The following is a 26,592-nucleotide window of genomic DNA, read 5'->3' as shown; positions in this document are numbered from 1 at the left end:
TGAACCCGCGCCTTATTCCGGATCGGTACGATAGATCAAGCGCTCATCGCAGGGCGCGATGCGCAGGATGTTGGTGGTGCCCGGCACGTTGAAGGGCACCCCGGCCATGACGACGATCTGGTTCGATTCGTCGGCAAAGCCGAAATCGCGCGCCGCCTTGGCCGCATTGACCACCGCCTGCTTGAAACGCTCCAGCGAGGGCGTCTGCACGCAATGCGTGCCCCAGGTCAGGCACAGCCGGCGCAGCGTGTCCTGTTCCGAGGACATGGCGACGATCGGCACCCGCGGCCGCTCGCGCGCGGTCAGGCTGGCGGTGGTGCCCGACTGGGTGAAGGCGCAGATGCAGGAGATGTCGGTGGTCTCGGCGATCTCGCGCGCCGCGGCGACGATGGCATCTGCCACGGTCTGGCGCTTGGCGCTGCGCGAGCTTTCGATGATGTCGCGATAGGTCGGATCGCTTTCGACCGAACGCGCGACATTGTCCATGGTGGCGACCGCCTCGACCGGATAGGCGCCGGCCGCGCTTTCGGCCGAGAGCATCACCGCATCGGCGCCCTCGTAGATGGCGGTGGCCACGTCCGAGACCTCGGCGCGGGTCGGCATCGGGCTTTCGATCATCGATTCCAGCATCTGCGTGGCCACGATCACCGGCTTGGCCGCCGCGCGGCAGGCGCGCACCAGCCGCTTCTGGATCGGCGGCACGGAATGCACCGGCAGTTCCACCCCCAGGTCGCCGCGCGCCACCATGATCCCGTCCGAGACCTTGAGGATCTCGGAAAACGCGCGCACGGCGGCGGGCTTTTCGATCTTGGACAGGATGGCGGCGCGGCCCTTGGCCAGTTCGCGCGCCTCGATCACGTCCTCGGGGCGCTGCACGAAGCTCAGCGCCAGCCAGTCCACGCCCATCGCGCAGGCGAATTCCAGATCGTCGCGGTCCTTTTCCGACAGCGCCGCCAGCGGCAGCACCACGTCGGGCACGTTCACCCCCTTGCGGTTCGAGATCGCGCCCCCCGCCGTCACCGTGCAATCGGCGAAATCCGCGCCGCAGGCTTCGACCCGCAGGCGGATCTTGCCGTCGTTGACCAGCAGTTCGGCGCCCGGCTCCAGCGCGGCAAAGATCTCGGGATGCGGCAATTGGACGCGGCTGGCATCGCCCGGCGCCGGATCCAGGTCGAAGCGGAAGGCCTGCCCATCGGCCAGGTCGTGCGGCCCCTGGGCGAAGGTGCCGACGCGCAGCTTCGGCCCCTGCAGGTCGGCCAGCACCGCGATGGGCCGGCCCGATTCGGCCTCGACCCGGCGGATGATGTCATAGCGGGCGCGCTGTTCCTCATGCGTGCCGTGGCTCATGTTCAGGCGAAACACGTCCGCGCCGGCCTCGAAAAGGGCCCGGATGGTGGCGAAATCGCTGGATGCGGGGCCCAGGGTTGCCACGATCTTGACCTTGCGATGCCGTCTCATCCGTCTCTCCGTGCATGTTTGCGCTATCGTCGCTGCTGTTATGGCCTATCCGGGCGCCTGCGGCAACTGGTGCTTGGTCCGGCGATTGCCTAAACCATGCTGCGGAAAGGCGACAGACGAATGACGGCACAGCCCTATTCAACGATCGGAGAGGACCGGCCCTCGCGCTGGCTGATCACCTGCGACCATGCGACGAACCGCGTGCCGGGCTGGATCGGCGGCGGCGACTTGGGCATTGCGCCCGAGGACATGGCGCGCCACATCGCCTATGACGTGGGCGCGGCCGGGCTGACGCGGGCGCTGGCCGAGCGGCTGGACGCACCGGCGATCCTGTCGGATTTCTCGCGGCTGGTGATCGACCCGAACCGGGGCGAGGACGATCCGACGCTGGTGATGCGCATCTATGACGGCACGGTGATTCCCGCCAACCGCCACATCGACGCGGCCGAGCGGGAACGGCGGCTCGACCGGCTTTACCGCCCCTATCACGAGGCCTATGCCCGGCTGGCGGCAAAGCATCCGCGCCGGGCGATCTGCGCAATCCACAGCTTTACCCGGCAATTGCGCGGCCGGCCGCGCCGGCCCTGGGCGGTGGGGGTGCTTTATTCGCATCGCGACAAGCGGCTGGGCCCCGCCCTGGTGCGCGAATGTCGCGACCTGGGCTGGATCACCGGCGAGAACGAGCCCTATTCCGGCCACCTGGACGGCGATTCCATCGACCGCCATGCCCTGGCGCAGGGCCGACCCAACGTGCTGATCGAGGTCAGGAACGATCTGATCGCCGATGCGGCGGGCCAGCAGCTCTGGGCCGACCGCCTGGCCGATGTGCTGGCAGGCTTCCTGGACCGGCGCGGCGTCTGAAACGGCTGGGTGCAGGCGGGGGATGACGGGCGGCCGCCTTGTCGATGGACAAGGCGATTCCAGGACGAAGGATACGGGACATCTGAATCGAAGAATGTGGGAATACCCGCCTGAATGCGTGGGCTCGCGGAAAAAGGCTTTGATTGCCAAGGCTTGATGGCCCTTGAAGGTGCTGCTCCGAGGGGGGCCGGGGACATCAGAAATGAAGGATGGTCGCCGTCGAGGGGCGGTCGGCCGTGTCTTGGCCGGATTGAAAGGGCCTCTCGAAAAACCCTTTCGAAGCCTTCGAGAACCTATCAAGTCCCCGCAGAGGCTGGGCCTCCTGCATGAAGGCCCTTTTCAAATCGGGCGTCCGCAGGGGCGATCCGAGGGTCGCGAACAATCAAGTGACTTGACTGTCTGGCAAAACCCTGACGGAAGGGCCGAAACACCAGCAAAACAAGGGCCTTCTGCGCTAGGGCGTGTTGACAAAAGGGATTCACCGGGCGCGGTGATCGTGATTCAAGCTGGTATCTGCAATGGAGACCAGCGTGGCACGAAACCTGATGTCGAACGACGAGTGGGCGTTCTTTGAACGCTTCATCCTGGCTGTCCGTTCTCCGAACGGCCGCAAGCCCACGAACCATCGGCTTGTTCTGGATGGGATTTTCTGGATCGCCCGAACGGGGTCGCCCTGGCGCGACCTGCCGGAAGAGTTCGGCAAATGGTCGTCTGTCTATCGGCAGTTCCGGCGCTGGACGTTGGCGGGGCTGTGGGAACAGATCCTGGAGGCGCTGAACGAGAGCCGGATCGTGCCGGATGCGCTGCAGATGATCGACAGCACCGTGGTTCGCGCTCATCATCAGGCAGCGGGCGCAAAAGGGGGACTCCGCGCCAAGGTTTCGGCCGCTCGCGAGGTGGCTTCACGACCAAGATCCATCTGCGGGTCAATGCGGCAGGCCTGCCCATGAGAACCGAGATCACGGCCGGGCAGACATCGGACTACCTCGGCTTCGATCTGGTCATGGCTGACAACCTGCCCGAGCCAAGCGTTCTGCTCGCAGACCGCGGCTACGACTCCGACAACATCCGCAAGACCATGGAGGTGCGCGACGTGGTGCCGGTCATCCCCATGCGCAAAACCCGGAAGCTACGGGTCGCCGTTGACCGCAGGCTCTACCGCCTGCGCAATCTCGTTGAGCGGTGCTTCAACAAGCTCAAGAATGCCCGTCGCGTCGCCACCCGCTACGACAAGACCGCCGAAAGCTTCCTGGGCTTCATCGACATCACGTCGATCCGCCTCTGGCTCCGCCATTTGTCAACATGACCTAATAGCACCGCACAAGGGACACCGCGGACAATCAAGTAAAATTCAGCGGCCCGACCCGTACCCTCGTCAGCGAGGTCTATGATGTCGAGGCAGTGAACGCCGCCGTCCTGACCAGCAAGCTGCTGCAGTTCGCCAACGGGTCGATGTACCAGGAGGACGGCGCCCACATCTGGGTTCACGACGAGAAGTTGAAGGCGCTGGTTGATCTGCACGACGAGGTGAACGGGACGCCGATGCTGGTGGCCTAGGCCCTTCGTTCGCATGGTATCGGCAGGATGTTGATACCATGATTCTGTCTAGGATGCCCGCGAACGAACGTGAGCACCCGAGAACGACAATACCCGTAAACACCCTGAAATTAAGGCGTTTTTGGGTTACTGCGAACGTCTGCGAAAGGTGTTCTGGTAGGCCCGGAGGGCGTGCCAAAATCGAACAAGAACAATGTGCTATCCGGTAAACTCGGGAATGAACGCCTCTAAAATTTTCAGACGCTTACGGGGAGAATTGTAAACTCATTCCGGGCACTGAGCCGCATCAGGAGCACAAAGCCCGCCCTCGGGACTGAACCGAGAGCGGTCTATGCATCGACTAGGCAAGATCAGCGCGGCGTAACTGCCGGCACCCCCATCGCCTGGGCCGTGATCAGCGCGACCGCCGCGAAGGCGGCGCCGACCGTGAGGCCGGCAACCAAGGAAGCGGCAAGCGCCGCGTCATAGTGCGAGCGCACTACCTCACCCCCCATCTGGCGAAGACCGCGCCGGAGAGGCCTGCGGCCGCGACCGCGGCGGCGATCACCGTCTCGACGTTGATGGTCAGCATGTGCGAGGTGGCGTCATAGGAGACGCCCCAGCCGCCCAGCAGGCCGGCCAGCATGGTGAGCAGCGGCGACAGGACATAGATCGCCATGCGGACGAATACGGAATTCATGGATCAGTTCTCCTTGAGAAGAGCGGCCCAGGTCTTGGGCCCGATGACGCCGTCCTGTTTGAGGCCGGCGGATTTCTGGAAAGCGACGGTGGCGGCGCGGGTATTGGCGCCGAAGATGCCGTCCACGCCCTTGGTGTCGAAGCCGCGCTCAGTCAGCCGTTGCTGGGCGTGGCGCACCGCATCCCCTCGGCTGCCAAGGCCGATCTTCGGGCATGCCGGCGCCAGCGTGTCCGGGATCGCCTGCCATTTCTTGAACGCCGCGGCGAGCTTCGTGTGATAGCCATGGGTCGCGTATCCTGGGCCGTTGTAGCCGCGGGCGAAGCCGGACCAGTCATGCCGGCGCAATTCATCGTCCAGCCCCTCCGAGATAATGAAGCCGATCATCGCCTCGAGGTGGGCGACCTCGCTGTGACAGAACGCCTCGACCATGTCGCCGGGCGTCGCAAAGCCGGCAGCCTTGTGATTGTCGCCGAGGATCTGGCCCAGGCCCCAGCTGGCCGAGCGCAGCGCGGCATTCGTGTCGATCTTCATGGCCAGCGCCAGGCGCGGATAGCTGTCCTTCGGATATGGCGCGCTGCCCCACCGCTGATAGGCCAGGCCCGAAGCCTCGGCCGTGGCGCGCTTCTGCCCCGGCCCCAGCTCGCGCCAGAACACATGCGGCTCGAAGAGCATCTTCGGCCGGCCCTTGCCGTCGAAGCCGCCGCCCGAGGTCTCGACCTCGATCACGGCGCGGATTTCATCCTCGCCAGCGCCGATCAGCCGCGCCGTGCGCGCCACGTCGATATCGGTGAGCCGCGTGGCGCGGCCCTTGAACCCTGCTGGGATCATGCGTTTCTCCAATGAAAAAGCCCCGCGCGGGGCAAGGCGATGGGTGGGATGTTCCACGTTCATTCGCGAAATGGTCCCGGTTCTAAACTGACCGGTTCGGGAACGATCTGGGTCGGTTCCCGGATGTTCTCGCTGGCAGCTTTCCGCCAGCGCATGTTTTTGTGATGCAACTGCCGCTGGGGCCAAAGCTATATTGCTCTGTGAATTCTACGGAGCACGAACGATGAAACTGGCACCGATGCTGCTGACCGCCTTGACCGTTGCCACCTTTGGTTCGGCCCCGGCCGTCGCCGATCCTGGACGCGGGCATGGCAAAGGCGGGCCCGCGCGTCATCACGACGACCGCGGCCACAGGGACAGCCACCGCGCGCCGGTCCGCTATGTGACCGATTGCCCGCCCGGCCTCGCCAAGAAGAACCCGCCCTGCATTCCGCCCGGTCAGGTCGGCAAACGTTACGGCACCCGGGTCGGCGATACGCTACGCATCGGCGATTACCTGTTGATCCGCGATCTGGACCGGTACGGCCTGGAGCAGCGCCGGGGGTGGAACTACTACCGGGACGATGGCCGGATTTACCGCGTCGACAGCGGCACCCGGAAGATCCTCGCGGTGCTGAACCTGATCGACGCCTTCGCGAACTGAGAGAGGCCGGGCTTCAGGCAAGGCGCGGTTCCCGAAGGCCGGGAACAGCTACGACGCGACGATTGCCGCGCTGGAGGGGCTGGCGGCAGAGCTGGGCGTTTACGGTGCCCTCCGATTGACCCACCAGCGCTCCAGCGCCGCGCAGATGCCGCGCGGGCCGAGGTAGGACAGCACCGCGATCAGCGCCACGGTCTGCGGGTCAGTCAGTTCCAGGTATTCGCCAGCGCCATCACCGATCAGCGCCATCCCGATGGCCATCGGAAGCTCCCAGATCATGAACAACCCGAAGGCCGGGCGGCGGCGGGCCCGGACCTCGCCGGCATGCCACATCAGGCGACCGACGACGGCAGCGACCATGGCCGTCCCTGCCCCGCCGATCAGTTTCTGCATGGCCTCGATCAGGCCGGGTTCAGGGGGTGTATCCATCGTCTCTCCATTTGCGCATAAAAAAATCCCGCCGAAGCGGGTGCAGGTCATGGGTGCCGTTAGCTCACCCGACGATCGACCGATCATCGCTCCGCAGCCAGTGCAGGCCGTCCGAGAATGCCAGGATGGACCCGCCGGGCGCATCGCTGACATAGATCGGCCCCGGCCCCTTCGATGGGTCGGGCAAGGTGCTGACCGTCACGGTGGGCACCGAGAAACCGACATTCTCCAGCGGCCGCTGCGGAGAGTTTCCGCCGCCGCCGATAAAGCCGCAGGTGATCTTGCCCGCACCCTTGACCTTCAGCGCATCCCGGAAAAGCTCCTGCGTGGCGTTGCCGGAGATGTGATGAATGCCCTCGACATTGACCAGCGCCCCGTCTGCGTTGAGGTCCATGCAGATCGCCGGGAAGTCATACCTGAGCACCGCCGAGATGAACCCGAAGTTGCAGACGCTCTTGTTGCCGGTGATCATGATGCGGCCGGTGTCGTTGCCGACCGACATCTGCTCGAAAGCCCCGTCCAGATGACCATACCAGTTATAGAGATAGCCCTGGATGCCCGACTGCAGGGCATGGACCTCCCAGCCGTCGTTCATAGCATTGCCGTGCAGCTTCATCGAGGCGCCGTCCGTCCGGGTGCCGGTGGCCACGAGGGCGGTGCCGGAATACCGCTCGATATGCAGATCCTTGAACTTGAAGTCGTTGGTGAACTCGTTCACCTCGCCGACCTTCTCGTCCCCGAAATCGAACACCGGATCGAAGATCAGTTCGGTCAGAGCCACCGAACGCCCTGCCTCGTGGTCGAGGGTGATGTTCGGTCCGTTGACCGCGGCAACGCGGGTGACCAGCGGCAACGGCTGTCCCTGCCAGTCCTGATCGGCGCCATGGACATAGACCCGGCGCCCCTCATCATCAGCCGTCAGGACATCCGCCTCCAGGACGAGGATATCGCTGCCCTGAGCGATGGTGCCCCGGACATGCCCAAACGTCGCCCGCGCCGAGGGGAAGCCTGCCTCTGCGACGGCCTCGGTGCGGATCTCGGTGGGGCTGATCACCTCGGCGATCAGGAAGGCCTGGCCTCGGCCGTCGCCGATCAGGTTGAGATATTTGCCCTCCATGGCCGAGGTGAATGCGAAATCGCCGCCGTCCGCCGTGATGCGGTCGCTGCCCAAGGTCATGTTGAAACGCTGGTTGAGCGGGATCTCGAACGGCGCGAAATAAACCCCGCCGCGCCAGGAGGTGATCTCCGACAGATCGACGTTCCAGCATTTTGACAGCACGGCATACGAATGGTCGGCCGTTCCCCAGTTACCCTGCGCCGTGAACAAGATCCGATGCATCTTCAGCCCCGAGGTGAAGCGATGCTCATACAGCGGGGCCTTGTTGCCGGCGTCGCTCGACAGCATGAAATCGTAGAGGTCGATCTGCATCGAGCGGATAGACGGCGTGATCGGATGCGTCGTCTTTAGGCCAGCGGACCGGCGATCCGGGTTGCTGACATAGAACCCGCAGGTGCGGCAGCCGTCGCCCATGATGGAAAACGGCTTATCAGACCACAGGTTCACCGAGGTGAGCTGGTACCAGAAACCGCCGGGCAGCCAGCCGCAGGCCTGGTTGCGCTTGAGCCAGTCGAGCCAAGCCTGAACCGGAACCGTATCGTCGGTCGCCGGGACGCCTGGAGTCTTGTCGCCCACGGCGCCGAAATGGATCGGCGTCGGCCGGCCCTTGGGTGCCCATAGCGCGCCATCCGCGGTCATCAGGCAGGACTGATCGGGATCGTCCGTCCGGGTGACCTCCAGCACCAGGTAGCCATGCCTGAACGACAGGGTCCGAACGCCCATGGGGATGCCGACCGCCAGCAGGGCGGCGCGGGACGGGAACAGGTAGTTCGCATAGTCCAGGAAGTGCTGGACCGAGACACCGGGCTCGGTGGTCGAGACCTGCGCGGCGATGGTGGCCGTGCCGGCGCGGCGCGACCAGGTGTCGGCATAGGTTTCGCCGCCGCCATCTGCCAGCGCGGTCAGGATGTCGCCCGGGGCGAAGCTCACGCCATCGACGGTACCGGCGCCGGTGACGTTCCACTGATCGCCGGCCTCGATGGGCGATGCATCCGGCCGGGCAGCCGGGAATGCGCCGCTGGAGGCGTCCCAGTCCCCGACGATCCGGGTGCCGGACTCGAAGGAGGTGATCCGGTCCTGCAGCTCGGCGATGTCGGCGATGCGGGCATTGTCGCGCGCCGCAACATCGGCCCGGATGCCGTCATCTGCGACTTCGCGCGCGCCCGTTTCGGAGACCAGCCCGATCTCAAGCTCGCCGATCCGCTGGACCAGATTCGGCGGCACCTCGGGCGCGTCCTCGTTTAGCACGCGATAGACGTTCCAGCCCACCCGGGCGAGGATATAGGTGCTGCCCGCCTTCAGCGCCCCGGCCGGCAGCTGCGCCCCCGATTTCGAGACGATGGGATAGGCGGTCTCGGAATAGGTCGAGACCACCAGCCGGGGGCTGGCCGGGCTGTTCACATTCGGGGTGAACAGGAACTTGTTGTTGTTCGATGCCGAGCCGATCAGGAATTGGGTTTCGGATGCAGCGGCCACGGCCGCGGTATAGGTGTCATCGACCAGCGTCGGAGCGGTCAACTGCACGAGGCCGAAGCGACTGATCGGATAGTTCGATGCCAGCTGCGTCTCGACGCCCCAATAGGGTGCGGTCTCGAACAAGGGCGACACCTGCGAAGACGGCGACCGGATTTGCAGGAACCCCTCATAAGCGATGTAGATCTTGCCAAGGGATGCCGGCAAAGACGCCTGCCCGTAGCTGATCGCATTCGCAACCGACGAGAATATCTTGCCGCCCTGCGCCTGGATCGAGGGAATATCCGTAGAATCCAGGTTGCTGTTGACCACGCGCCACCCGGCAGTCCGTCGCGCCAGGATGAAGCTGACGCCCGGAGTGAAATATCCGGCAGGCAGGTTGCCGCCGCCCTTGAGCGAGAAGACCTGCACCTGCGCGCCGCCGCCGATGGACAGGTAGACCTGGCCTTCTTCGTTGGCGAGGGTCGGGATGTATTCGATCTTGGCGATCGATGACAAAGCGGCGAAGGGCACGCCCAGGTCGGCCGTGATGTCATTGCCCGTGCCGGCGATATTGGTCAGGCGCATCGTACCCGAGGTTCCGACGACAGAGGTCAGATCGGCGCGCGCTGTCCCGCCCGCCGAAACGCGCCAGCCCCCACCGCCCCGCCTGTCGAGCGTATAGGCCCGCCCCGAAACGAAGTAGCCCGCGGGCAGCCGCCCGCCGTCCTCGGTGCGCAGGATCCGCGGCTCATCTCCCGAAACGTGCAACGTCACGTCCGTTTCGGCATCGTTGGTATTGGTCTCGGCCGGGATATAGCGAACCGACAGGCTGCCCGTGACCGTGACGCCGGCGGCGACGGCTGGGGCCGCAAGGTCGGCGGTGATCGCATTGCCAGTACCGCCGATATTGACCAGCGGGATGATCGAGCCAGCCTCCAGCGAGCCCCGCAGGCCGTTGATGTCGGAAGCACCAACCGATTCCGACAGCCGGATGATCGCGGGATCGTTGGTGTAGATGTAGCCCGTATAGCGGAAACCGCCCACCAGGTCGCTGGGCTGGAGATCGCCGCCAAGCCGGCGCTGGATCGTATAGGCAGTCCCGCCGATAGTGATGACCGGATCCGCACCGGTATTGGTGAACGGCCAGCGGAAGCGCAGCAGCTGACCCGCATTGAGCGAGATGTGGGCCTGCGCGGCCGGGATGGTCGCCACCACCAACTGCGCCGTGCTCGCCTCGGTATCGGTCTGCAGGGCAAGGACGTCGCCAAGGTTGCTGATCGACTCGACCAGAGCCCTGTTGGGTATGCGCACGAGGACGCCCCAGCGGGGCGCGGTTTCGAACAGCGGATCATCCTCGGTCTGGCCCTGGCCGCGCATGACCAGGTAATTACCCTCGAGCGTGATGATGCGCCCCAGCGCCGCGGGCAGACTGTCCTGGCCGAAGCTCACCGCTTCGGCGCGGTTGGTGAAAATTTTGCCGCCATTGGAGACCACCCAGTCGACCATTCCCCAAAGGCTTCGCACCTCGTTCTTGTCGACCGCCTGGCCGTTCACATAGGTCGCGTTCGCATCGCTCTGGAATGACATGCATGCCTCACATGAAAAAGCGGCCCCGAAGGACCGCCGGTGTTTGCTGGATTTGCGCCTGGTCAGGCGGGATAGTTGCCGACTTCGACCGGGTCGGACGCGACCTGGGATTGGTTTTCGGACCGCAGCCAGTATCGGCCGCCAGACGGCGGAATCGGCGCGGTCATGGTGACCTGGGAGGACTGGTCATAAGACCACTTGACCAATGCCGCAGAGCCGAACGGTGCGCCGGGTGCAGCACGGTAGAGCCCGGTGCGATGGTAATTCGCGCCAAGATCGACCGTAAACATCACGACCAGATCATCGCCGGCGCTGCCGCTGGCCGAGAGGACGACTGGTTCGTCAGGCGGATTGCCATTGGCCACCACGTCAACGCCGATCACCTCGACGGGCACGGACTGCATGCGCAACTCCCGGCCTCCCGAACTGTTCTCGTAGCGTCCGAAGAACACCCGGAAGTCATATTCGGACAGGTCGCCGAGCGGCATGGTGCGGAAAGAGAAACCGCCGCCCGACGCGGCCTCTGCGATCATGTCGGTCCAGGCGAGCGGGCTGCCGGTGCGACGGAACTGCGCCATGAGGTTGTCACCCGCCTGGGCGGTCAGCGTGCCCTCGATCCTGATATAGGGCGGCCCGTCATTAGTGATCAGCGAGACGCTGGTGATCGCAGTAGCCCGCCCGGCCGTACCCCGATCCACGGGGGTCAGGATCGCCGGCGGCTCGCCCTCCTCCTCGGCCGTCCAATCGAAGGAGGCCGGGTCGGCCTCGATCAGATCGACCGTGACATTAGTGCCGTCGAAGGCCAGGTTATCGATCCAGAACGGCACCCCCGCCAGGCCGAGACGCGGCAAGTTGACCCTTACGACCCGCTCACCGATCAGGCGCAAGCCAAAGGCGCGGAGCTTGATGGTCATCCTGCGATCCGGATTCATGCGCGCAAGCATTTGCTTGCAGATATGTGCCGCCTGGCCATGATGCTGGACAGCCAGCAGGTCCACGCCCTTGGGCTGCCCCTCGCCCCATTTTGCGATCGCATCGGCGTCCTCGACCGGATCGGCAGTGGCTTCCTGCCAGCGCACCTGCGGCGCGACGAAGGTCGGCACCAACGTGGTGACCCGGTTGATGCGCTCGGTCCCGGCGCCATATTCCATCTCGACGATGTGACGCTCCTCGATCGTAACCGTCGGCGCGCTCCAGACGCCAGCCGCGACCGCCAGCTTGCCCTCCGGCGTGATCCAAGCTCGGCCGCCCATCGCATCGAGGAGCTTCTGCGCCGTGTCCTTGAGCGAGTCCGACAGGGCGTAGCTGATCCCGGATTGATATCTGGTGCGGGTGCCGCCATCGGTCGGGACCAGAGCGTTGCAATCCGTGCGCGCGACGCCAAGCAGAGCCAGATCGATGTCGTTCGTCGTCAACGCGCCATAGGCCGGATTGGCCATGACATCCGACAGATGCACCGCAGGGTTGCGGCCATTGATGGTCGATCCATCGGCCGCCCAATAGGCGCCGGCGCCTTGGATCAGGGCCGATACTTCGGGCTCACCGCCGCCATAGATTTCCGCGATGTCATTGCCGCCAACCGCGTCGAAGGTGGCCAGGATCGTGCCCACGCCCCGCAGGCGGTGGTTCACGGTCCACTGATCGGGAAAGGCGGCGCGCAGCTCGGGCCAATCACCGCCGTCCCACTGGTCCCCCTCGACCCCCTTGCGGAACTGGAGTCGGATACCGGCCCGGTTCCACGGTTCGGAAGTCACCCATCCGTCCGCGTCTACATCGACCGGGTCACCATCGAGATACCACTGATGGACCGCGTCCATGCCGCCCTCGGCGACCGCGATCAGCTTGTAGAGGCGGCGCTTGCCGATTCTCCATTTGATATTGTCCCACCATCCGCCGGGCGGTTCGGTAAAATCCCGCAGGTTCGCCCAGTCCCAGAACATCACGGTGCCGCTGGCGCGGACTCGGCCCAGATGACGGATACGCTGGGCATTGCTGGATCGCAGTTCGGTTTGCAGCTCCTGCGGCCGCGGCCCTTTCGGAGCCGTGACCTTGGCGACGGCCATGTTGATCGCAAGGCCCACGGCGAGCTTCAGCAGACTCGCGCCCACCGCGCCGGCGGCGCTGGCTCCCGTCCAGACGGCAGCGAGCCATCCTCCTACAGCTGGCATTCAATCACCCCAGATTGCAATAGCCTGGGCGCGCACCATGGCAACGCCGCGGGGCGTCCTGATCAGCCAATGGCTTCCAGACCAGATGGCCGAGACCTGCCGGCCCCGAAACTCGATCACGCCGATATCGCCCTCGGCTGGGGCACCCTTGCGCGGCAGCGGAATTTCCGGGCTGACCAGCGCGACCAGATCACCACCCACCAGCGCGTCGGCATCCTCCTCGCTGCGGCACCTGCCGCGATACCGGGCCGCGAAATCCACGCCCCAGCGCACCAGTCCCCAATCCGCGACCCAGAAAGTGCAGTTCTCGGCGGCCCAATCCCAGGGCCGCGCGGCGGTGGCCTCGACAAAGGCCGCTAGCCGATCAGCCATCCCTTGATCTTCTTGCCGACCAGCGAGGCCGCATACTGACATCCGAGGTCGCCCGGATGACGGCGCTGCTGGTCGCGGTCGGTATATTCGCCGAGGGGCGTGTAATTCCGGGTGGCGGCGATGGTTTCGGCGCGGACGCGGATCTCGGCCAGCCCGGCATTCTCGCGCGGCTTCACATCGACGATCCGGCCGGCATGCATCACGATGGCGTCGTGCGGGAAGCCTCGCACCGCCCAAAGCTGCCGGACCAGCTTGTCCGACCAGGACGCCGGGTTGTTCAGCGCCTCATAGGCCAGATCCTCGCCCTCCTTGTTGCCGACGTTCCAGACCGTGTAATAGGCCGGGTTGGCATCGAAGGGATTGGCCGACAGGCTGAGCGGGTCAGCGCCGATCCAGCCCATGCAGGGCTGCCAGACCTGGCCTGCGAAGGTGAGCGGCGCCTCCGTTTCGTTGAGGTAATACTGCACCGATCCGAAATGCAGGTGGAACAGCCGGACCAGCGGCACCACTTCGGGGTCGCTTTCTAGAAAAGCGGCAAGCTCTGGGCTCATCTGTCGAATGCCTCGATGAAGGAAATGGTGATGCTCTGACCCCATTTGAGCATCTCGCGGGTCCGCTGCCCCTGCATGTCGTCGATGAACCGACCATAGAAGCGCGGCGGGTTGGTGGTCAGGGCGGTGCCGGATGGAATGGCGCGGCGCGCGGATGGTTCGAACTTGACCCAGCCGGCGGCGTTGCGGCGCACCACGCGGTAAAGGAACCCGTTGACCGAGAACATGTCGCCGATGCGCAGGGAGGGCCGCACCGGGTTGGTCAGGTCCACATAAAGCTCATTGTCCCCGGCCGCGACCGCGGCCGAGGTCAGCAGCGGTTGCGTGCCCGCCGCCGGGTCGGTGAAACCTGTGCCGTCGCTGAACCATGTTCCATCGCTGAACGGGGTCTGCACGGGGCTCACGCGCGGGCCATATTTGTAGGGATCGCAGATGCACAGGTTCGCCACGTTGTAGCGGCCGCGCATTTCCGAGACCAAGGCCTCCAGCTCCTTGACCCTGGTTCCGTCGAAATCCCGCGGGATGGTGATATCCACCCGCCAGGCGCCCATGCCCGGCGCGAGAACCTGCGCAACGCCGGCCAGATTGGCACCGGCGTCGCGCGAGGTCCACTGGATGAAATAGCTGACATCCATCGGCCGGGTCAGGCTGCACGGCCAGGCGATCACTTCGGGCATCAGGCGTACCGCTCGTTATAGCTGGGCAGGTGCTTTTGCAGCATGGGCAGGAAATTCCTCTCGTATTCCTGCCGAGCGGCAGCCATTGTCATCCCCAGCTCGGCCTGGGTGACGCCGGGCGCGATGCTGATGTTCGGCGCGAAGGTGGCGTTGACGGCCGTGCCCCGCGGCGCCGCAGCGCCAATGGGAATCTGCGGAAGCCGCATCATGGGCATTGCCGCCACCCCGCCATCGGCAAGCCCGGGGAGACGCGAGCCGCGGCGCATGGCTTCGACAACGCCAACGCCCCCGGCGCGGCGCACATCGTCCTGCGACCAGACCACCTCGCCCTTGTGCACGATGCCGGCCGGCTCGTGCTTGCCGCCGGGGCCGGTATAGCCGCCGGATGACCAGCCGCTGAAGATCGCGCCCACGATGCCGCCGAGCAGCCCCTTGCCGCCACCGGCCGAGGACCATGCGCCCTCGTTGAACAGCGCGGCCTCGAGCGCGGCGCGCGCGAACATCTTGCCGACATTGGCGAGCACGTCGGCAAAGCTTTCGCCGGCCAGGACCGAATCCAGCAGCCCCTGTTTCACCTGTTGCTGCGTATCCGCCATCAGCTGCTGGGCTTCGGCCGCCTTGCCTTCGGCGATCGCCCGTTCGTTGGTGGCGATGATGTCGGCCTTCTTCGCCTCGCCAAGGGCCTCGATGGCCTGCTTGTACGTCATCGACCCATCCGCAAGCAGCGCGTCGAGATCGACATTGCGCCGCTTGGCCTCCGCCAGGAGGGTCATGACAACACGCTGGCGCTCCGTTTCGGCGGTCACGGCGGCGATGGCACGCGCCTGCGCCTCTTCGTCCATACCGGACGCCTTGATGGCAGCGATCTGATCGGCCTGTTCAGAGGCCAGCCGCGCCGTTTCCCTCTCGGTCAGGAGGTTCTGCGCCAACTGCTCGCCATATCGCCTGGCCTGTTCGGCGAGGCGCTCACGAGCCTTGATCTCCTTGTCGAGATCCTGCTGGACCTCAGGATCAACCCGAGAGATGGATTGCCGGCCCCAAGCCTGCTGGATGAGCGGCGCCGGCACATTTTCCAGTCCGGCCCAGACCTTGCGGATGCCTTCCACGTCCCCCGGCTTGATCTGGCGCAGCAGTTCCATCGCCAGCCGGTCCTGCAACTCGGGCGTGAACAGTTCGTCGCCGGTCAGCTTGAGCCGCTTCATCAGATCATCGAGGGTGGAGCCGACGATCTGATACCGGCCCAGAGCCGACGATCCGGCACCGTTGCCATAGAGCGCCCGGTTTTCCGGCGTTTTCATCGATTCCTGCAAGGCGCGGATTTCTCGCAGCGTCATGTTGACCAGATTGCGCGAGCCACCGGTCCAGCGCCCGTCGTCGAGCGTGGCATTATAGTCGCCGCGGCTTTCCCGCTGCGCGATCAGATCGAGGATGCCCTTGTTCGCAGCGGTTCCGGCCTGCCCCCATTCGCGGAGATTGAGCCCCGTCCACTGCTTGATGGCGTCATTGATCGTACCCCCGAGGCCGCCGGCCAGCTCCCGCATCCGCTTGACGCTGGCCTCGAAGGTGCCGTCCATCTCGGCAATGGACTGCCGTACCGCCTGAACTTCCTTGTCGATGGCCTTGATCACGCGGCCATAAGCCTCGGCCTGATCCTCCTTGCCGGCTTTGACCGCCTCGGTCTGGCTTTCCTCGGCAAGGCGACGCTCATCGGAAAGCTTTTTCAGCTTCTGGGTGTTCGCATCATAGGTCGCCAGCAGATCCTGCTGTGCCTCGCGGCGTTGGCGGTCCGCTGCCGCAAGCTGATCGGCAGCCGAGGTGATCAGCGTGTTCAGCGTCCCCATCTGCTCGGGAAACTTCTGTGCCGCCGCCTCGGCGCTCCCTGAAATCTGGATCAGCACATCGCGGAAATTCTCGGCATCCTTCTGCACAGCCTCGATGCTGTTGCTGGTCTCGAGCCTGCGCATGGCCCTTTGCAGCAGCCCGACCTGCTCGACGCTGGCGCCGGTTGCCCGGGCGAGTTTCCGGGCCTGCGCCTCCTGAACGGCGGACCATTCAGTATCCGAGAGCCCGGGGACGCGAGACACGGCCTCGCCGGGGAACACCGTGCCAGCAAACTTCCTTGCCGACCCCAAATCGAAGGAGGTCCGCAAAGGCAAACTGCTGCCTTGGGTCGGCGCGCATACCTGCATCGACTGGTCGCTGCCGTGCCCGTCGATCTTCGACACCTCGGCCGAGGTCATGGCCAAGCACGGCCTGCGCGCCGTGCGGCCGCTGGCGAAGAACACGATGGCCCGCGTGGCGCGCGGCATGGGCCGCTATGTGATCGAAGCGGAATCGCCGTTCCTGGTGAACCTGACCCATGGCTGCCGGGTCGAGGACGTGGCCCAGCCGTTCAGGACGATCACCGGGGCGCACCGCGGCGAAAAGGCCGTCGTGGTGCCCAGCATGATGAGCCTGAAAGGGACGGATCGGCGCGACAGCCCGATCACCGCCCCGAATCCGACGGTGCTGGCCGGCGGCGGGCAGAGCGTGCTGGTCGCCCCCAGCATCCAGCGCTTCAACGGCGGCGCGACCGGGCAGGACATGCGCGACCCCATGGCCACGGTCACCGCGAACAGCTGGATCAAGAAGCCGGGCGGCGCCGCGCCTCTGGGGATGCTGGCGCCCTATCTGGCCAGCATCGCGCACGGTGACAGCGGCGGGCGGCGGGAATATCCGCTCACCGATCCCCTCGGCACCGTCACGGTCGGCGACATCCAGCACGCCCTGATCGCCCCGGTGCTGACCTATGCCCAGCAGGGCGGCGGCAACCGATCAGCCGAGGACCCGCACCACACGATCTGCGCCAGCAAGAAAGACCAGAACAGCCTGATCGCCGCGACCATGGTGCATGTCGGCAATGGCGAACGGGCCGGGCAGAAGCCCCGGGCGCTGGACGTGCGCGCGCCGCTCAACACGGTGGTCGCGGGCGGGGTGAAGCACTATCCCGTGTCCGCGTTCCTCGCCCAGCACAACAACGACAGCCGCCGCATAGGTGGGGTCAATCCCGGGCGTCGGGCGGATGATCCGATGGCGACGGTGACCGCCACGGGCAGCCATCAGATGCCAGTCGCGCCCTTCCTTGCCAAATACTACGGCACCGGCGACGGCGCGCGGACGGACGAGCCGATGCACACCATCACGGTTAAGGACCGGATGGCGCACATGCAGGCCGAGCTGGCCGCGCCGCCCTTCGCGCCCGAGCATCATACCCGGGCCCGCCAGGTGGCGGAGTTCCTGCGCGAGCATGGCACCTGGGATGGCGGCGAGTTCGTCACGCTGGAGATCGGCGGCGCGTCCTATGTCGTGATCGACATCGGCATGCGGATGCTGACCCCGCGCGAGCTGTTCCGCGCCCAGGGCTTCCCCGACGATTACGTCATCGAGGGCGTCTGGCGCGAAGACGAGGCAGGCGAGTGGCATTGGCAGCCCTTCGCGAAGGACGTGCAGGTCAGCTGCTGCGGCAACAGCGTTTGCCCGCCCATCGCCGCCGCCATCGTCGGCGCGAACTGCCAGCACATTGCGATCGAACAAGAGAGGAGGATGGCGTGATGGCATTGTTCACCGTCAATAGCAGGAAAGCAGCCGCGCTCGCCATCGAGCTATCCAAGGCGAAGCGCGAGGCCGCTGGCCTGAAAGCACAGCTGGATCAGGCCATTCGTGATCGCGACGAAGCCCGAACCGAGCTGGCGAAGGTGAAGCCGCCGGCCTACTGCAACTTCTGCGGCAAGGACCAGTATGAGGTCATGCATCTGATCGCCGGACCGAAGGTGTTCATTTGCGACGAGTGCGTGGACCTGTGCACAGGGGTCGTCCGTGAGGCGCGCGAGAAGGAGGGATAGGATGGGTAAGCACGAACCAGCTTTCGCGCCGCGCCTGCTGCCGGCGCCCGAGGCTGCGCATTACCTCGGGATCAGCGAGACCACGCTGCGCGGCCTCGGCCTACCCCGCCGGATGCTGGGGGGAAAGCGGCTCTATGATCGCATAACGCTTGACGAATACGCGTCCGGCCTTCCTGTTGAGGGGGAGGTCGATGATGACGAGGTCAGCAGGTGCGACAAAATTTTCGGGACGTGATGCTTCCTCGTGTGCACAGGGTGAAAAAAGGCGGCAAGGTCTATCGCTGGCATAGACCGACGCGAACGAAGCTGCCCGACGACATCCCGGAATCGCATCCCGATTTCATAGCCGCATGGGCGGCGGCTGACGCCATAAAGGGCAAGCCCCAGCCGGCCGACCCGAATGGGACCATAGCCGCAGCCATCACCATGATGCTGGGATCGGCCCATGTCCGGGCATTTTCCGCAGTCTACAAGCACGAGGTCAGGCGCGAGGCGGATGCGATTCGAAAAGAGTATGGGACAGCCCCAGCCGCCGGCTTGCGGGAGCATCACATCACCGCAGACCTCGCCAAGCTTGAGCCCCGGCGCGCCAATGCGCGGCTGAAGGTCTGGCGACTCATCTGCAAGACGGCGAAGGATCGGACCCTGATGAAGTCGGACCCATCAGCCGGCATCCGAAAGATCAGCATCAAAACTGATGGCTATGCCGCATGGTCAGCTGACGACGTGGAAAAGTTCCGCGACCGATGGGCAATCGGCACCGTGCAACGCGCCTGTTTCGAGTTGGTGTTCTGGACCGCGGCGCGCACCGTGGATGCGGTAGCGATCGGTCGCCAACATGTCGGGCGCGATGGACTGCTGGTCTTCAAGCAAAGCAAGACGGGCGGGCGGGCGCATGTGCCATGGACATCGCCGCTTCCCGATTACGCGAAGGGCTGGGACCGCGAGCGCAAGGCTGTCCGAGAGGCCGTCGCGGCGCTCGCCGGGGATATGACATTCCTGCAGACGGAGACGGGGCGTGCCCGCAGCATCAAGGGCCTGGGGAACGTGATAAACGACGCCGCGCGGGATGCAGGCCTGGAGAACCGCACCGCTCACGGGCTGCGGAAGGCCAGGCTGACGATGATCGCGGAATGCGGAGGATCGGCTCACGCGATCATGGCCTGGGGCGGTCACAAGACGCTTGCGGAAGCCCAGAGATACACCCAGGCGGCGGAGATGAAGCGGCTCGTTCTGGGCACGGAACAAGAACAGAACGAAGTAAACCGGCCCATGGCGGCTGTAAACCGGACGTAAATCCGTTTGATTTCAACGCTCTACAAAGTTCGTGGTAGGCCCGGAGGGACTCGAACCCCCAACCAAGGCGTTATGAGCGCCCTGCTCTGACCATTGAGCTACAGGCCCCGAACGGCGTCACCATTGATCGAGCCGGCCCGCCTCGTCAAGGCCGGGATCGCCGCATCGCGGGAAATCCCCGGCAAGCGGGCCGGCATCAGCTCTTGATCCCGCATCCCGCCTGTGGGCTGATGGCGCATGAAGCCGTGACACGACGCGGCATGAAACCGGAGGTCCGACCATGTCCAGAACCGCCCCGCTGTCACCCCTCGTCCTTGCCCTCGTCGCCGCCGCGCCCGCGCTGGCGGACGAACCCGCCAGCTGCGGCACCGTCCGCTTCTCGGATCCGGGCTGGACAGACATCACCGCGACGAACGGCGTCGCCACCGCCCTGCTGCAAGGGCTGGGCTACCGGCCGGACGTGCGCACCCTGTCGGTGCCGGTCGGCTACGAGGCGCTCAAGAACGGCGATACCGATATCTTCCTGGGCAACTGGATGCCCGCGCAGCAGAAATTCCGCGACGACCTGGACGCCTCGGGCCAGACCGAGGAGTTGGTGCAGAATCTGACCGGCGCCAAGTTCACCCTGGCCGTCACCGATGCGGCCGCCGACCTCGGCGTCAAGGATTTCGCCGATCTCGACGCGCACAAGGACGCCTTCCAGGGCAAGATCTATGGCATCGAGCCCGGCGCGCCGGCAAACCAGACCATCCAGGGCATGATCGAGGCGGACAAGTTCGGCCTCGGCGATTGGGAACTGGTCGAATCGAGCGAACAGGGCATGCTGGCCCAAGTGGCGCGCAACGATGCGGCCGGCCTGCCCTCGGTCTTCCTGGCCTGGGCGCCGCACCCGATGAACGTCAAGCTGGACATCACCTATCTGTCGGGCGGCGATGCGGAGTTCGGTCCCGATTTCGGCGGCGCCACCGTGCACACGCTGGCCCGCAAGGAATGGGTCGCCGCCTGCCCCAACGCCGCGAAGCTGTTCGGCCAGCTGGTCTTTACCGTGGAGATGGAGAACCTGCTGATGGGCAGGATCCTGGACGAGGGCATGGATGCGGCCCAGGCCGCCAAGGGCTGGATCGCCGAGAACCCGGATGCGGTGGCGGCATGGCTTGACGGCGTGACCACGCTGGATGGAAAACCCGGCGCGGAAGCAGTCATGGCATCGGTGAAGTAATTGCAACGACCCAATATCCTGATCGTGATGGCCGACCAGCTGTCGGGGGTGCTGTTCCCCGACGGCCCGGCCGAGTTCCTGCATGTGCCGCATCTGCGGTCGCTGGCGGAGCGGTCGACCCGCTATGCCAGCGCCTATACCGGCAGCCCGCTCTGCGCGCCCGGCCGCGCCAGCTTCATGTCCGGGCAGCTGCCGCGCCGCACGCGGGTCTATGACAATGCGGCCGAGTTCTGCTCGGACATCCCGACCTATGCCCATCACCTGCGCCGGGCGGGCTATCACACCTGCCTGTCGGGCAAGATGCATTTCGTCGGCCCCGACCAGCTGCACGGTTTCGAGGAGCGGCTGACCACCGACATCTATCCGGCCGATTTCGGCTGGACCCCGGATTATCGCCGCCCCGGCGAACGCATCGACTGGTGGTATCACAACCTGGGTTCCGTGACCGGCGCCGGCGTGGCCGAGATCACCAACCAGTATGAATATGACGACGAGGTCGCCTATCACGCCACCCGCAAGCTCTACGACCTGGCGCGCGGCGGCGACGAGCGGCCCTGGTGCCTGACGGTCAGCTTCACCCATCCGCACGACCCTTTCGTCGCCCGGCGCAAGTATTGGGATCTCTACGAGGGCATCCCCGAACTGGAGCCGCCCGAGGCCATTCCCTATGACCGGATGGACCCGCATTCGCAGCGGCTGATGGATGCCTGCGACTGGCGGGCCTTCGACATCACGCCGGACCACATCCGCCGCGCCCGGCAGGGCTATTTCGCCAATATCTCCTATGTCGACGACAAGCTGGGCGAGATCCTGGACGTGCTGGAGCGCACCCGGCAGGAGGCGATCGTGGTCTTCCTGTCGGACCATGGCGAGATGCTGGGCGGCCGCGGGCTGTGGTTCAAGATGAACTTCTTCGAGGGCTCGGCGCGGGTGCCCCTGATGATCGCGGCGCCGGGCATGGCGCCGGGGCGGGTGGAGGTGCCGGTCTCGACCATCGACGTGCTGCCGACGCTTTGCGAGCTTGCCGGCATCTCGATGGCCGAGGTCGCGCCCTGGACCGACGGGCGCTCGCTGGCGCAGGGCGCCGAGGGGCGCGGGCCGGTGGCGATGGAATACGCGGCCGAGGGCAGCATCGCGCCGCTGGTCTGCCTGCGCGACGGCGACTGGAAATACGTCGCCTGCACGGCCGATCCCGAAATGCTCTACAATCTCGCCGAAGACCCGGACGAGCGGGTGAACCGGGCGACCGATCCGGCGGCGGCCGGGGTACTGGCGCGGATGCGGGACATGGCGGCCGAACGCTGGGATCTGGCCGCCTATGACGCCGAGGTGCGCGAAAGTCAGGCCCGGCGCTGGGTGGTCTACGAGGCGCTGCGCAACGGCGCCTATTTCCCCTGGGACCACCAACCGCTGATGCAGGCATCCGAACGCTACATGCGCAACCACATGGACCTGAACGTGCTGGAGGAGGCCAAGCGCTTTCCGCGCGGCGAATAGGGTCGCGCCTGGGCGATCCGCCGCCGGGGGCTGTCTGCCCCCGGACCCCCGAGGATATTTGGCCAAGGGAGAAACAGGCCAGTGTCCCCCGGCCGGGCCGCGACCCTGTGCCGCAGCAAGGAACCCGCGGCGCGGGCGGGGCGTTAGCCCGCCGTCATGAGCCAAGAGGGGATTTCCGCCATGTCCGACCTGCTTGTCATCGCCTTCGACGACGAGGCGACCGGCTTCGAGCTGCGCACCGAACTGGTCAAGATGCAGAAGGAATATCTGATCGAGCTCGAGGACGCCGTGGTCGTCACCCGCCCCTCGGCCGAGGACATCCAGCTGCACCAGGCCGTGAACCTGACCGCGGCGGGCGCGCTTGGCGGCGGCTTCTGGGGCACGCTGGTCGGGCTGATCTTCCTCAATCCGCTGATCGGCGCCGCGGTGGGCGCGGGCGCGGGCGCCATCGCCGGCACGCTGTCCGACATCGGCATCAACGACGATTTCATGCGTGAGCTTGGCCAATCCATCCCGCCCGGCGGCTCGGCGGTATTCATCCTGGTGCGCAAGATGACCGCCGACAAGGTGCTGGCGCGGCTGGAAGGCTTCCACCTGAGGGGCCGGGTGCTGCAAAGCTCGCTGCCCGAGGCCGAGGAGGCGCGCCTGCGCGAGGCCTTCGCCGGCGGCAGGCTGGGCTCGGCGCTCGGCATGCCGCATGTGGACCGGCCTGCCTCGGGGGCGGCGGCGGCGGAAGGATCGGACCCCTCGCCCTCGGCCTGACGCTTGACGCAAGGGGCATGGGCGTGACAGGACGCCGCCATGCCCCACCGCATGGACACCCTTGACGACAATCCCGAGGCGCCGATGCCGCGCCGGCGCCGCGGCCTGCGCGGCTGGCGGCCCCTGCGGCGCCTGGCGCTGTGGCTGTGGTCCTGGCTGCGCTGGATCGGGGCGCGGCTGCTGGCGCTGATGTTCGTGCTGGTCTTCCTGTTTTCCTTCGTCAACCCGCCGACCACCTGGACCATCATCCAGGGCCAGCGCGAATTTCCCGGCCGGGCCTCGCGCGAATGGGTGGGCCTGGACCAGGTCTCGCCGCATATGGTCCGCGCCGTGGTCGCGGCCGAGGATGCGAATTTCTGCAACCACTGGGGCTTCGACATGGTCGAGATCCGCCGGGTCATCGCCTCGGGCTCGTCGCGCGGCGCCTCGACCATCACCCAGCAGACGGCGAAGAACGTCTTCCTGTGGCAGGGGCGCAGCTGGCCGCGCAAGGTGATGGAGACGGCCTATACCCCGATGATCGAGGCGCTGTGGTCCAAGCGCCGCATCGTCGAGGTCTATCTGAACATCGCCGAATTCGGCCGCGGCGTCTTCGGCATCAAGGCGGCCTCGGAGTATTACTTCAAGACCACGCCCGACAAGCTGAGCCTGCGACAGGCGGCGGCGCTGGCCTCGATCCTGCCCGCGCCGCGCACGCGCAACCCGCAGACCGGCTCGGCCCGCACCCGCTCGATCGTCAGCGGCGCCGAGACGATCCGGGCGGATGGCCGCGATTCCTGCCTAGGGCTTGGGCGCTGATCCGCGCCCTGCCCGCGCATCGCGGTTGAAACCGCGCGCCCCTGGGCGTATCAACCGAAGACCCGAGAACGAACCGGTTTTCCCCTGATGAATACTTCCTCGCCCAGTTCCACGATTCGCCTTTACCATGTCGCCCTGTCGCCCTTTTGCCGCAAGGTCCGGCTGGTGCTGGCCGAAAAGCGCATCGAGGTCGAGCTGGTCGAGGATCGTTTCTGGGAGCCGGGCTCGGAAATCATGCGCCGCAACCCCGCCGGCAAGCTGCCGGTGCTGCGCATGGATGGCCGGCTTCTGGCCGAAAGCCAGGCGATCTGCGAATACCTGGACGAGATCCAGCCGCAGCCCTCGCTGATGCCGGCGCTGCCGGCCGAACGCTACGAGGTGCGCCGGCTTTGCGCGTGGTTCGACGACAAGTTCAACGCCGAGGTGACGCGGCCGGTGATGAACGAGCGGGTCTGGAAGAAGGTGATGCGCCTGGGCTATCCGGATTCGCGCACCGTCAAGGCCGGGCTTTCGGCGATCCGCTATCACCTGGACTACATGAAAAGCCTGCTCGAACATCGCCGCTGGCTGGCTGGCGACGTGATGACGCTGGCCGATTTCGCCGCCGCGGCGCATCTGTCCTGCCTCGACTACATCTCGGACGTGGACTGGACCCATTCGGCCGAGGTGCAGGAATGGTATGCCAAGATCAAGTCGCGGCCCGCCTTCCGCAGCCTGCTGGCCGACCACCTGCCGGGCGTTCACCCGGCGCCGCATTATGCGCTGCTCGACTTCTAGGCCGACCGACAGACCGACCGACCCGGCGGAGATCCGTTTGCGGCTGGAACAGCAGGCGCGGGCCGAGGGTTTCTCGGCCCTTGGCATTTGCGCCCCCGACGCGAACCCGCAACTGCCCGAGCGGCTGGCCGCCTTCCTGGCCGAAGGCCGGCATGGCCAGATGGGCTGGATGGCCGAGCGGGCGCATTGGCGCGCCTCGCCCGCAAGCCTGTGGCCCGAGGCGCGCTCGGTCGTCATGCTGGCCGAGCTCTACACGCCCGAGCACGACCCGATGGAGGCCGTCCGCCACAAGGATCGCGGCACGGTCAGCGTCTATGCCCATGGCAAGGATTATCACGACCTGGTCAAGAAGCGGCTGAAGCGCCTGGGCGGCTGGCTGGTCGGGCTGACCGGCTGCGAGATCAAGGTCTTTGTCGACACCGCCCCGGTGATGGAAAAGCCGCTGGCGCAGGCGGCGGGACTGGGCTGGCAGGGCAAGCACACCAACCTGCTGTCGCGGGAGCTGGGCAGCTGGTTCTTCCTGGGCGCGATCTTTACCACGCTGGAGCTGCCCAAGGACGCTGCGGAACGCTCGCATTGCGGCTCGTGCCGGGCCTGCCTCGACGCCTGCCCGACCGGGGCCTTTCCGGCGCCCTATCAGCTGGACGCGCGGCGCTGCATCTCTTACCTGACCATCGAGCACAAGGGGCCGGTCGATCCCGAGCTGCGGCCGATGCTGGGCAATCGCATCTATGGCTGCGACGATTGCCTGGCCGCCTGCCCCTGGAACAAGTTCGCACAGGCAGCGACCGAGCTGCGCTATCACGGCCCCCATGGCGCGCCGGCGCTGGCGGAACTGGCGCAACTGGACGACGCGGGGTTCCGCGAGCATTTCTCGGGCAGCCCGATCAAGCGCATCGGGCGCGACCGCATGGTCAGGAACGTGCTTTACGCCATCGGCAATTCGGGGCTTGCACATCTGCGTCCGCTGGCCGAAGCATTGGCCGATGACCCCGACCCGGCCGTCGCCGACGCGGCACGCTGGGCATGCGAGCGATTGCCATGATCCAGACGCCCCCAAGCCCGCTGCGCGGCATCCTGCTGAAATGCCTCAGCGTGCTGGTGTTCACCATCATGGCCTCGATCGTCAAGGCGACCGCCGAGGGCGGCCTGGGCGTGCCGCCGGGCCAGCAGGTCTTCTTCCGTTCGCTTTTCGCCATCCCGGTCATCCTGGTCTGGCTGGCATTCCGGCACGAACTGGGCGTCGGCCTCAGAACCTTTCGCCCGATGGGGCATTTCTATCGCGGCGTGATCGGCACCGCCGCCATGGGGCTGGGCTTCTGGGCGCTGGCCCTGCTGCCTTTCCCCGAGGTCACGGCCATCGGCTATGCCGCGCCGCTGCTGACGGTGATCTTCGCCGCCATGTTCCTGGGCGAGGACGTGCGGCTGTTCCGCCTGTCCATGGTGGTGCTGGGGCTGGTCGGCGTGGTGATCGTGCTGTCGCCGCGGCTGAGCTTCGGCGCCGCCATGGGCTACAAGGAAAGCCTGGGCGCCATGGTCACGCTGTCGGGCGCCGCCTGCACGGCGCTGGCGCAGATCTTCGTGCGCAAGCTGGTGCAGGAGGAACGCACCTCGGCCATCGTGTTCTGGTTCTCGGTCACATCGACGCTGCTGGGACTGCTGACGGTGCCTTTCGGCTGGGTGATGCCCGATGCCGAAACCGCGGCGCTGCTGGTCATGATCGGGCTGCTGGGCGGGCTGGGGCAGATCCTGCTGACCTCGGCCTATCGCTATGCCGATGCCTCGCTGGTGGCGCCCTTTGAATATGCCTCGATGCTGCTGGCGCTGCTGATCGGCTGGTTCGTCTTCGACGAGGCGCCGACGCTGGTGATGCTGGCGGGCGCCGCGCTGGTCATCACCGCCGGCATCCTGATCATCTGGCGCGAGCGGCAGCTGGGGCTGGAGCGCAACCGCCAGCGCAAAGCCATGACCCCGCAGGGCTAG

At 66.0% G+C, this 26,592-nt stretch carries 25 protein-coding genes, 1 tRNA gene and 1 pseudogene; 15 read left to right on the top strand and 12 right to left on the bottom strand.

Features of this window, described 5'->3' with window-relative positions:
• Window positions 1–12: 12 nt before the first annotated feature.
• Window positions 13–1,458: a pyruvate kinase gene (gene pyk / locus ACNKFW_RS03645; RefSeq protein WP_024843599.1), complete on the bottom strand. Its 1,446-nt coding sequence runs from the start codon at window positions 1,456–1,458 to the stop codon at window positions 13–15.
• Between the two features lie 120 nt (window positions 1,459–1,578).
• On the opposite strand from pyk, the gene ACNKFW_RS03640 reads away from it, so the two are divergent.
• The 3 genes from ACNKFW_RS03640 to ACNKFW_RS03630 all read left to right on the top strand — a co-directional run bounded on the left by ACNKFW_RS03640 (window position 1,579) and on the right by ACNKFW_RS03630 (window position 3,876).
• Window positions 1,579–2,319, top strand: a complete 741-nt coding sequence (locus ACNKFW_RS03640) for an N-formylglutamate amidohydrolase (RefSeq protein WP_147427657.1) — start codon at window positions 1,579–1,581, stop codon at window positions 2,317–2,319.
• 518 nt (window positions 2,320–2,837) lie between these two features.
• Window positions 2,838–3,625 (top strand): IS5-like element ISPme2 family transposase gene (locus tag ACNKFW_RS03635; RefSeq protein WP_088238952.1). Its coding sequence is split into 2 segments (ribosomal slippage): window positions 2,838–3,174 and window positions 3,174–3,625, totalling 789 coding nucleotides; the frame shifts between segments, so codons are not numbered across the junction.
• A 95-nt stretch (window positions 3,626–3,720) separates the two neighbouring features.
• Complete coding sequence (locus ACNKFW_RS03630) at window positions 3,721–3,876, top strand: hypothetical protein (RefSeq protein WP_155984340.1); 156 nt, start codon at window positions 3,721–3,723, stop codon at window positions 3,874–3,876.
• Between the two features lie 350 nt (window positions 3,877–4,226).
• Here the strand turns inward: ACNKFW_RS03630 and ACNKFW_RS03625 are convergent, their stop codons facing one another.
• The 3 genes from ACNKFW_RS03625 to ACNKFW_RS03615 are packed head-to-tail and all read right to left on the bottom strand — an operon-like array spanning window position 4,227 to window position 5,383.
• Window positions 4,227–4,355, bottom strand: coding sequence for a hypothetical protein (locus ACNKFW_RS03625; protein WP_418024733.1), 129 nt, complete (start codon window positions 4,353–4,355; stop codon window positions 4,227–4,229).
• The gene (locus ACNKFW_RS03620; RefSeq protein ID WP_147427656.1) at window positions 4,355–4,555 is read right to left on the bottom strand and encodes a hypothetical protein; all 201 of its coding nucleotides are present in this window, start codon (window positions 4,553–4,555) and stop codon (window positions 4,355–4,357) included. Before ACNKFW_RS03620 ends, ACNKFW_RS03625 begins: the two co-directional genes overlap by 1 nt.
• A gap of 3 nt (window positions 4,556–4,558) precedes the next feature.
• Window positions 4,559–5,383, bottom strand: a complete 825-nt coding sequence (locus tag ACNKFW_RS03615) for an N-acetylmuramidase domain-containing protein (protein WP_147427655.1) — start codon at window positions 5,381–5,383, stop codon at window positions 4,559–4,561.
• A gap of 223 nt (window positions 5,384–5,606) precedes the next feature.
• Between ACNKFW_RS03615 and ACNKFW_RS03610 the strand changes: the two genes are divergently transcribed.
• The gene (locus tag ACNKFW_RS03610; protein ID WP_116220829.1) at window positions 5,607–6,026 is read left to right on the top strand and encodes a hypothetical protein; all 420 of its coding nucleotides are present in this window, start codon (window positions 5,607–5,609) and stop codon (window positions 6,024–6,026) included.
• A gap of 99 nt (window positions 6,027–6,125) precedes the next feature.
• Here ACNKFW_RS03610 and ACNKFW_RS03605 read toward each other — a convergent pair whose 3' ends face one another.
• The 7 genes from ACNKFW_RS03605 to ACNKFW_RS03575 form a co-directional block, all read right to left on the bottom strand.
• Entirely contained in the window at window positions 6,126–6,452 is a 327-nt protein-coding gene (locus tag ACNKFW_RS03605; protein ID WP_147427654.1) for a phage holin family protein, read from the bottom strand.
• Between the two features lie 64 nt (window positions 6,453–6,516).
• The gene (locus ACNKFW_RS03600; RefSeq protein WP_418024732.1) at window positions 6,517–10,611 is read right to left on the bottom strand and encodes a hypothetical protein; all 4,095 of its coding nucleotides are present in this window, start codon (window positions 10,609–10,611) and stop codon (window positions 6,517–6,519) included.
• Between the two features lie 62 nt (window positions 10,612–10,673).
• On the bottom strand, window positions 10,674–12,779 hold the full coding sequence (locus ACNKFW_RS03595; RefSeq protein ID WP_147427652.1) for a hypothetical protein: 2,106 nt from the start codon (window positions 12,777–12,779) through the stop codon (window positions 10,674–10,676).
• The gene (locus ACNKFW_RS03590; protein WP_147427651.1) at window positions 12,780–13,151 is read right to left on the bottom strand and encodes a DUF6950 family protein; all 372 of its coding nucleotides are present in this window, start codon (window positions 13,149–13,151) and stop codon (window positions 12,780–12,782) included.
• Window positions 13,136–13,702: a hypothetical protein gene (locus tag ACNKFW_RS03585; protein ID WP_147427650.1), complete on the bottom strand. Its 567-nt coding sequence runs from the start codon at window positions 13,700–13,702 to the stop codon at window positions 13,136–13,138. The genes ACNKFW_RS03590 and ACNKFW_RS03585 overlap by 16 nt, the downstream gene beginning before the upstream one ends.
• Window positions 13,699–14,379, bottom strand: coding sequence for a hypothetical protein (locus tag ACNKFW_RS03580; protein ID WP_147427649.1), 681 nt, complete (start codon window positions 14,377–14,379; stop codon window positions 13,699–13,701). Before ACNKFW_RS03580 ends, ACNKFW_RS03585 begins: the two co-directional genes overlap by 4 nt.
• Window positions 14,379–16,619, bottom strand: a complete 2,241-nt coding sequence (locus tag ACNKFW_RS03575) for a hypothetical protein (RefSeq protein WP_418024731.1) — start codon at window positions 16,617–16,619, stop codon at window positions 14,379–14,381. Before ACNKFW_RS03575 ends, ACNKFW_RS03580 begins: the two co-directional genes overlap by 1 nt.
• Between ACNKFW_RS03575 and ACNKFW_RS03570 the strand changes: the two genes are divergently transcribed.
• From ACNKFW_RS03570 to ACNKFW_RS03555, 4 genes and pseudogenes are all read left to right on the top strand, one after another.
• A complete protein-coding gene (locus tag ACNKFW_RS03570) occupies window positions 16,618–17,970 on the top strand; it encodes a DNA cytosine methyltransferase (protein WP_244314550.1) in 1,353 nt (450 codons plus the stop codon). The two genes, ACNKFW_RS03575 and ACNKFW_RS03570, sit on opposite strands and share 2 nt — an antisense overlap.
• A 134-nt stretch (window positions 17,971–18,104) precedes the next feature.
• Window positions 18,105–18,239: pseudogene (locus ACNKFW_RS03565) on the top strand (ClpX C4-type zinc finger protein); the annotation flags it as partial.
• A gap of 22 nt (window positions 18,240–18,261) precedes the next feature.
• Entirely contained in the window at window positions 18,262–18,495 is a 234-nt protein-coding gene (locus ACNKFW_RS03560; RefSeq protein ID WP_147427645.1) for a helix-turn-helix domain-containing protein, read from the top strand.
• Window positions 18,495–19,556: a site-specific integrase gene (locus ACNKFW_RS03555; protein WP_244314551.1), complete on the top strand. Its 1,062-nt coding sequence runs from the start codon at window positions 18,495–18,497 to the stop codon at window positions 19,554–19,556. The genes ACNKFW_RS03560 and ACNKFW_RS03555 overlap by 1 nt, the downstream gene beginning before the upstream one ends.
• Window positions 19,557–19,588: 32 nt before the next feature.
• Here the strand turns inward: ACNKFW_RS03555 and ACNKFW_RS03550 are convergent.
• A tRNA-Ile gene (locus tag ACNKFW_RS03550) sits at window positions 19,589–19,664 on the bottom strand.
• Window positions 19,665–19,836: 172 nt separating this feature from the next.
• Here ACNKFW_RS03550 and choX point away from each other — a divergent pair.
• The 7 genes from choX (at window position 19,837) to ACNKFW_RS03515 (ending at window position 26,592) form a co-directional block, all read left to right on the top strand.
• Entirely contained in the window at window positions 19,837–20,775 is a 939-nt protein-coding gene (choX, locus tag ACNKFW_RS03545; RefSeq protein WP_147427643.1) for a choline ABC transporter substrate-binding protein, read from the top strand.
• Window positions 20,776–22,272, top strand: a complete 1,497-nt coding sequence (gene betC / locus ACNKFW_RS03540) for a choline-sulfatase (RefSeq protein ID WP_147427642.1) — start codon at window positions 20,776–20,778, stop codon at window positions 22,270–22,272. It abuts the gene before it with no gap.
• A gap of 180 nt (window positions 22,273–22,452) precedes the next feature.
• A complete protein-coding gene (locus ACNKFW_RS03535) occupies window positions 22,453–23,034 on the top strand; it encodes a DUF1269 domain-containing protein (protein ID WP_024843594.1) in 582 nt (193 codons plus the stop codon).
• Between the two features lie 39 nt (window positions 23,035–23,073).
• Window positions 23,074–23,832, top strand: coding sequence for a monofunctional biosynthetic peptidoglycan transglycosylase (gene mtgA, locus ACNKFW_RS03530; RefSeq protein WP_024843593.1), 759 nt, complete (start codon window positions 23,074–23,076; stop codon window positions 23,830–23,832).
• 87 nt (window positions 23,833–23,919) lie between these two features.
• Window positions 23,920–24,609 (top strand): glutathione S-transferase family protein, encoded by a 690-nt coding sequence (locus tag ACNKFW_RS03525; RefSeq protein ID WP_028710091.1) that lies wholly within the window; start codon window positions 23,920–23,922, stop codon window positions 24,607–24,609.
• On the top strand, window positions 24,590–25,654 hold the full coding sequence (gene queG, locus ACNKFW_RS03520) for a tRNA epoxyqueuosine(34) reductase QueG (protein WP_147427641.1): 1,065 nt from the start codon (window positions 24,590–24,592) through the stop codon (window positions 25,652–25,654). The genes ACNKFW_RS03525 and queG overlap by 20 nt, the downstream gene beginning before the upstream one ends.
• Window positions 25,651–26,592 carry a DMT family transporter gene (locus ACNKFW_RS03515; RefSeq protein WP_028710089.1) on the top strand — a complete coding sequence of 314 codons (942 nt, stop codon included), beginning with the start codon at window positions 25,651–25,653 and terminating at the stop codon, window positions 26,590–26,592. Before queG ends, ACNKFW_RS03515 begins: the two co-directional genes overlap by 4 nt.

Source organism: Paracoccus sp. TD-10, from assembly GCF_048270675.1.
Classification (GTDB): Bacteria; Pseudomonadota; Alphaproteobacteria; order Rhodobacterales; family Rhodobacteraceae; genus Paracoccus; species Paracoccus pantotrophus.
This window is presented reverse-complemented; position numbering and strand designations above follow the sequence as displayed.

Bases quoted from the DNA above. Each gene is read 5' to 3' on its own strand.
- ACNKFW_RS03580 (WP_147427649.1), bottom strand. From the start codon at position 14,379: ATGCCCGAAGTGATCGCCTGGCCGTGCAGCCTGACCCGGCCGATGGAT.
- ACNKFW_RS03595 (WP_147427652.1), bottom strand. From the start codon at position 12,779: ATGCCAGCTGTAGGAGGATGGCTCGCTGCCGTCTGGACGGGAGCCAGC.
- pyk (WP_024843599.1), bottom strand. From the start codon at position 1,458: ATGAGACGGCATCGCAAGGTCAAGATCGTGGCAACCCTGGGCCCCGCA.
- ACNKFW_RS03615 (WP_147427655.1), bottom strand. From the start codon at position 5,383: ATGATCCCAGCAGGGTTCAAGGGCCGCGCCACGCGGCTCACCGATATC.
- ACNKFW_RS03585 (WP_147427650.1), bottom strand. From the start codon at position 13,702: ATGAGCCCAGAGCTTGCCGCTTTTCTAGAAAGCGACCCCGAAGTGGTG.
- ACNKFW_RS03605 (WP_147427654.1), bottom strand. From the start codon at position 6,452: ATGGATACACCCCCTGAACCCGGCCTGATCGAGGCCATGCAGAAACTG.
- ACNKFW_RS03620 (WP_147427656.1), bottom strand. From the start codon at position 4,555: ATGAATTCCGTATTCGTCCGCATGGCGATCTATGTCCTGTCGCCGCTG.
- ACNKFW_RS03590 (WP_147427651.1), bottom strand. From the start codon at position 13,151: ATGGCTGATCGGCTAGCGGCCTTTGTCGAGGCCACCGCCGCGCGGCCC.
- mtgA (WP_024843593.1), top strand. From the start codon at position 23,074: ATGCCCCACCGCATGGACACCCTTGACGACAATCCCGAGGCGCCGATG.
- ACNKFW_RS03570 (WP_244314550.1), top strand. From the start codon at position 16,618: ATGGCCAAGCACGGCCTGCGCGCCGTGCGGCCGCTGGCGAAGAACACG.
- ACNKFW_RS03525 (WP_028710091.1), top strand. From the start codon at position 23,920: ATGAATACTTCCTCGCCCAGTTCCACGATTCGCCTTTACCATGTCGCC.
- ACNKFW_RS03535 (WP_024843594.1), top strand. From the start codon at position 22,453: ATGTCCGACCTGCTTGTCATCGCCTTCGACGACGAGGCGACCGGCTTC.
- ACNKFW_RS03515 (WP_028710089.1), top strand. From the start codon at position 25,651: ATGATCCAGACGCCCCCAAGCCCGCTGCGCGGCATCCTGCTGAAATGC.
- queG (WP_147427641.1), top strand. From the start codon at position 24,590: ATGCGCTGCTCGACTTCTAGGCCGACCGACAGACCGACCGACCCGGCG.
- choX (WP_147427643.1), top strand. From the start codon at position 19,837: ATGTCCAGAACCGCCCCGCTGTCACCCCTCGTCCTTGCCCTCGTCGCC.
- ACNKFW_RS03610 (WP_116220829.1), top strand. From the start codon at position 5,607: ATGAAACTGGCACCGATGCTGCTGACCGCCTTGACCGTTGCCACCTTT.
- ACNKFW_RS03575 (WP_418024731.1), bottom strand. From the start codon at position 16,619: ATGACCTCGGCCGAGGTGTCGAAGATCGACGGGCACGGCAGCGACCAG.
- ACNKFW_RS03560 (WP_147427645.1), top strand. From the start codon at position 18,262: ATGGGTAAGCACGAACCAGCTTTCGCGCCGCGCCTGCTGCCGGCGCCC.
- ACNKFW_RS03600 (WP_418024732.1), bottom strand. From the start codon at position 10,611: ATGTCATTCCAGAGCGATGCGAACGCGACCTATGTGAACGGCCAGGCG.
- ACNKFW_RS03555 (WP_244314551.1), top strand. From the start codon at position 18,495: ATGCTTCCTCGTGTGCACAGGGTGAAAAAAGGCGGCAAGGTCTATCGC.
- ACNKFW_RS03640 (WP_147427657.1), top strand. From the start codon at position 1,579: ATGACGGCACAGCCCTATTCAACGATCGGAGAGGACCGGCCCTCGCGC.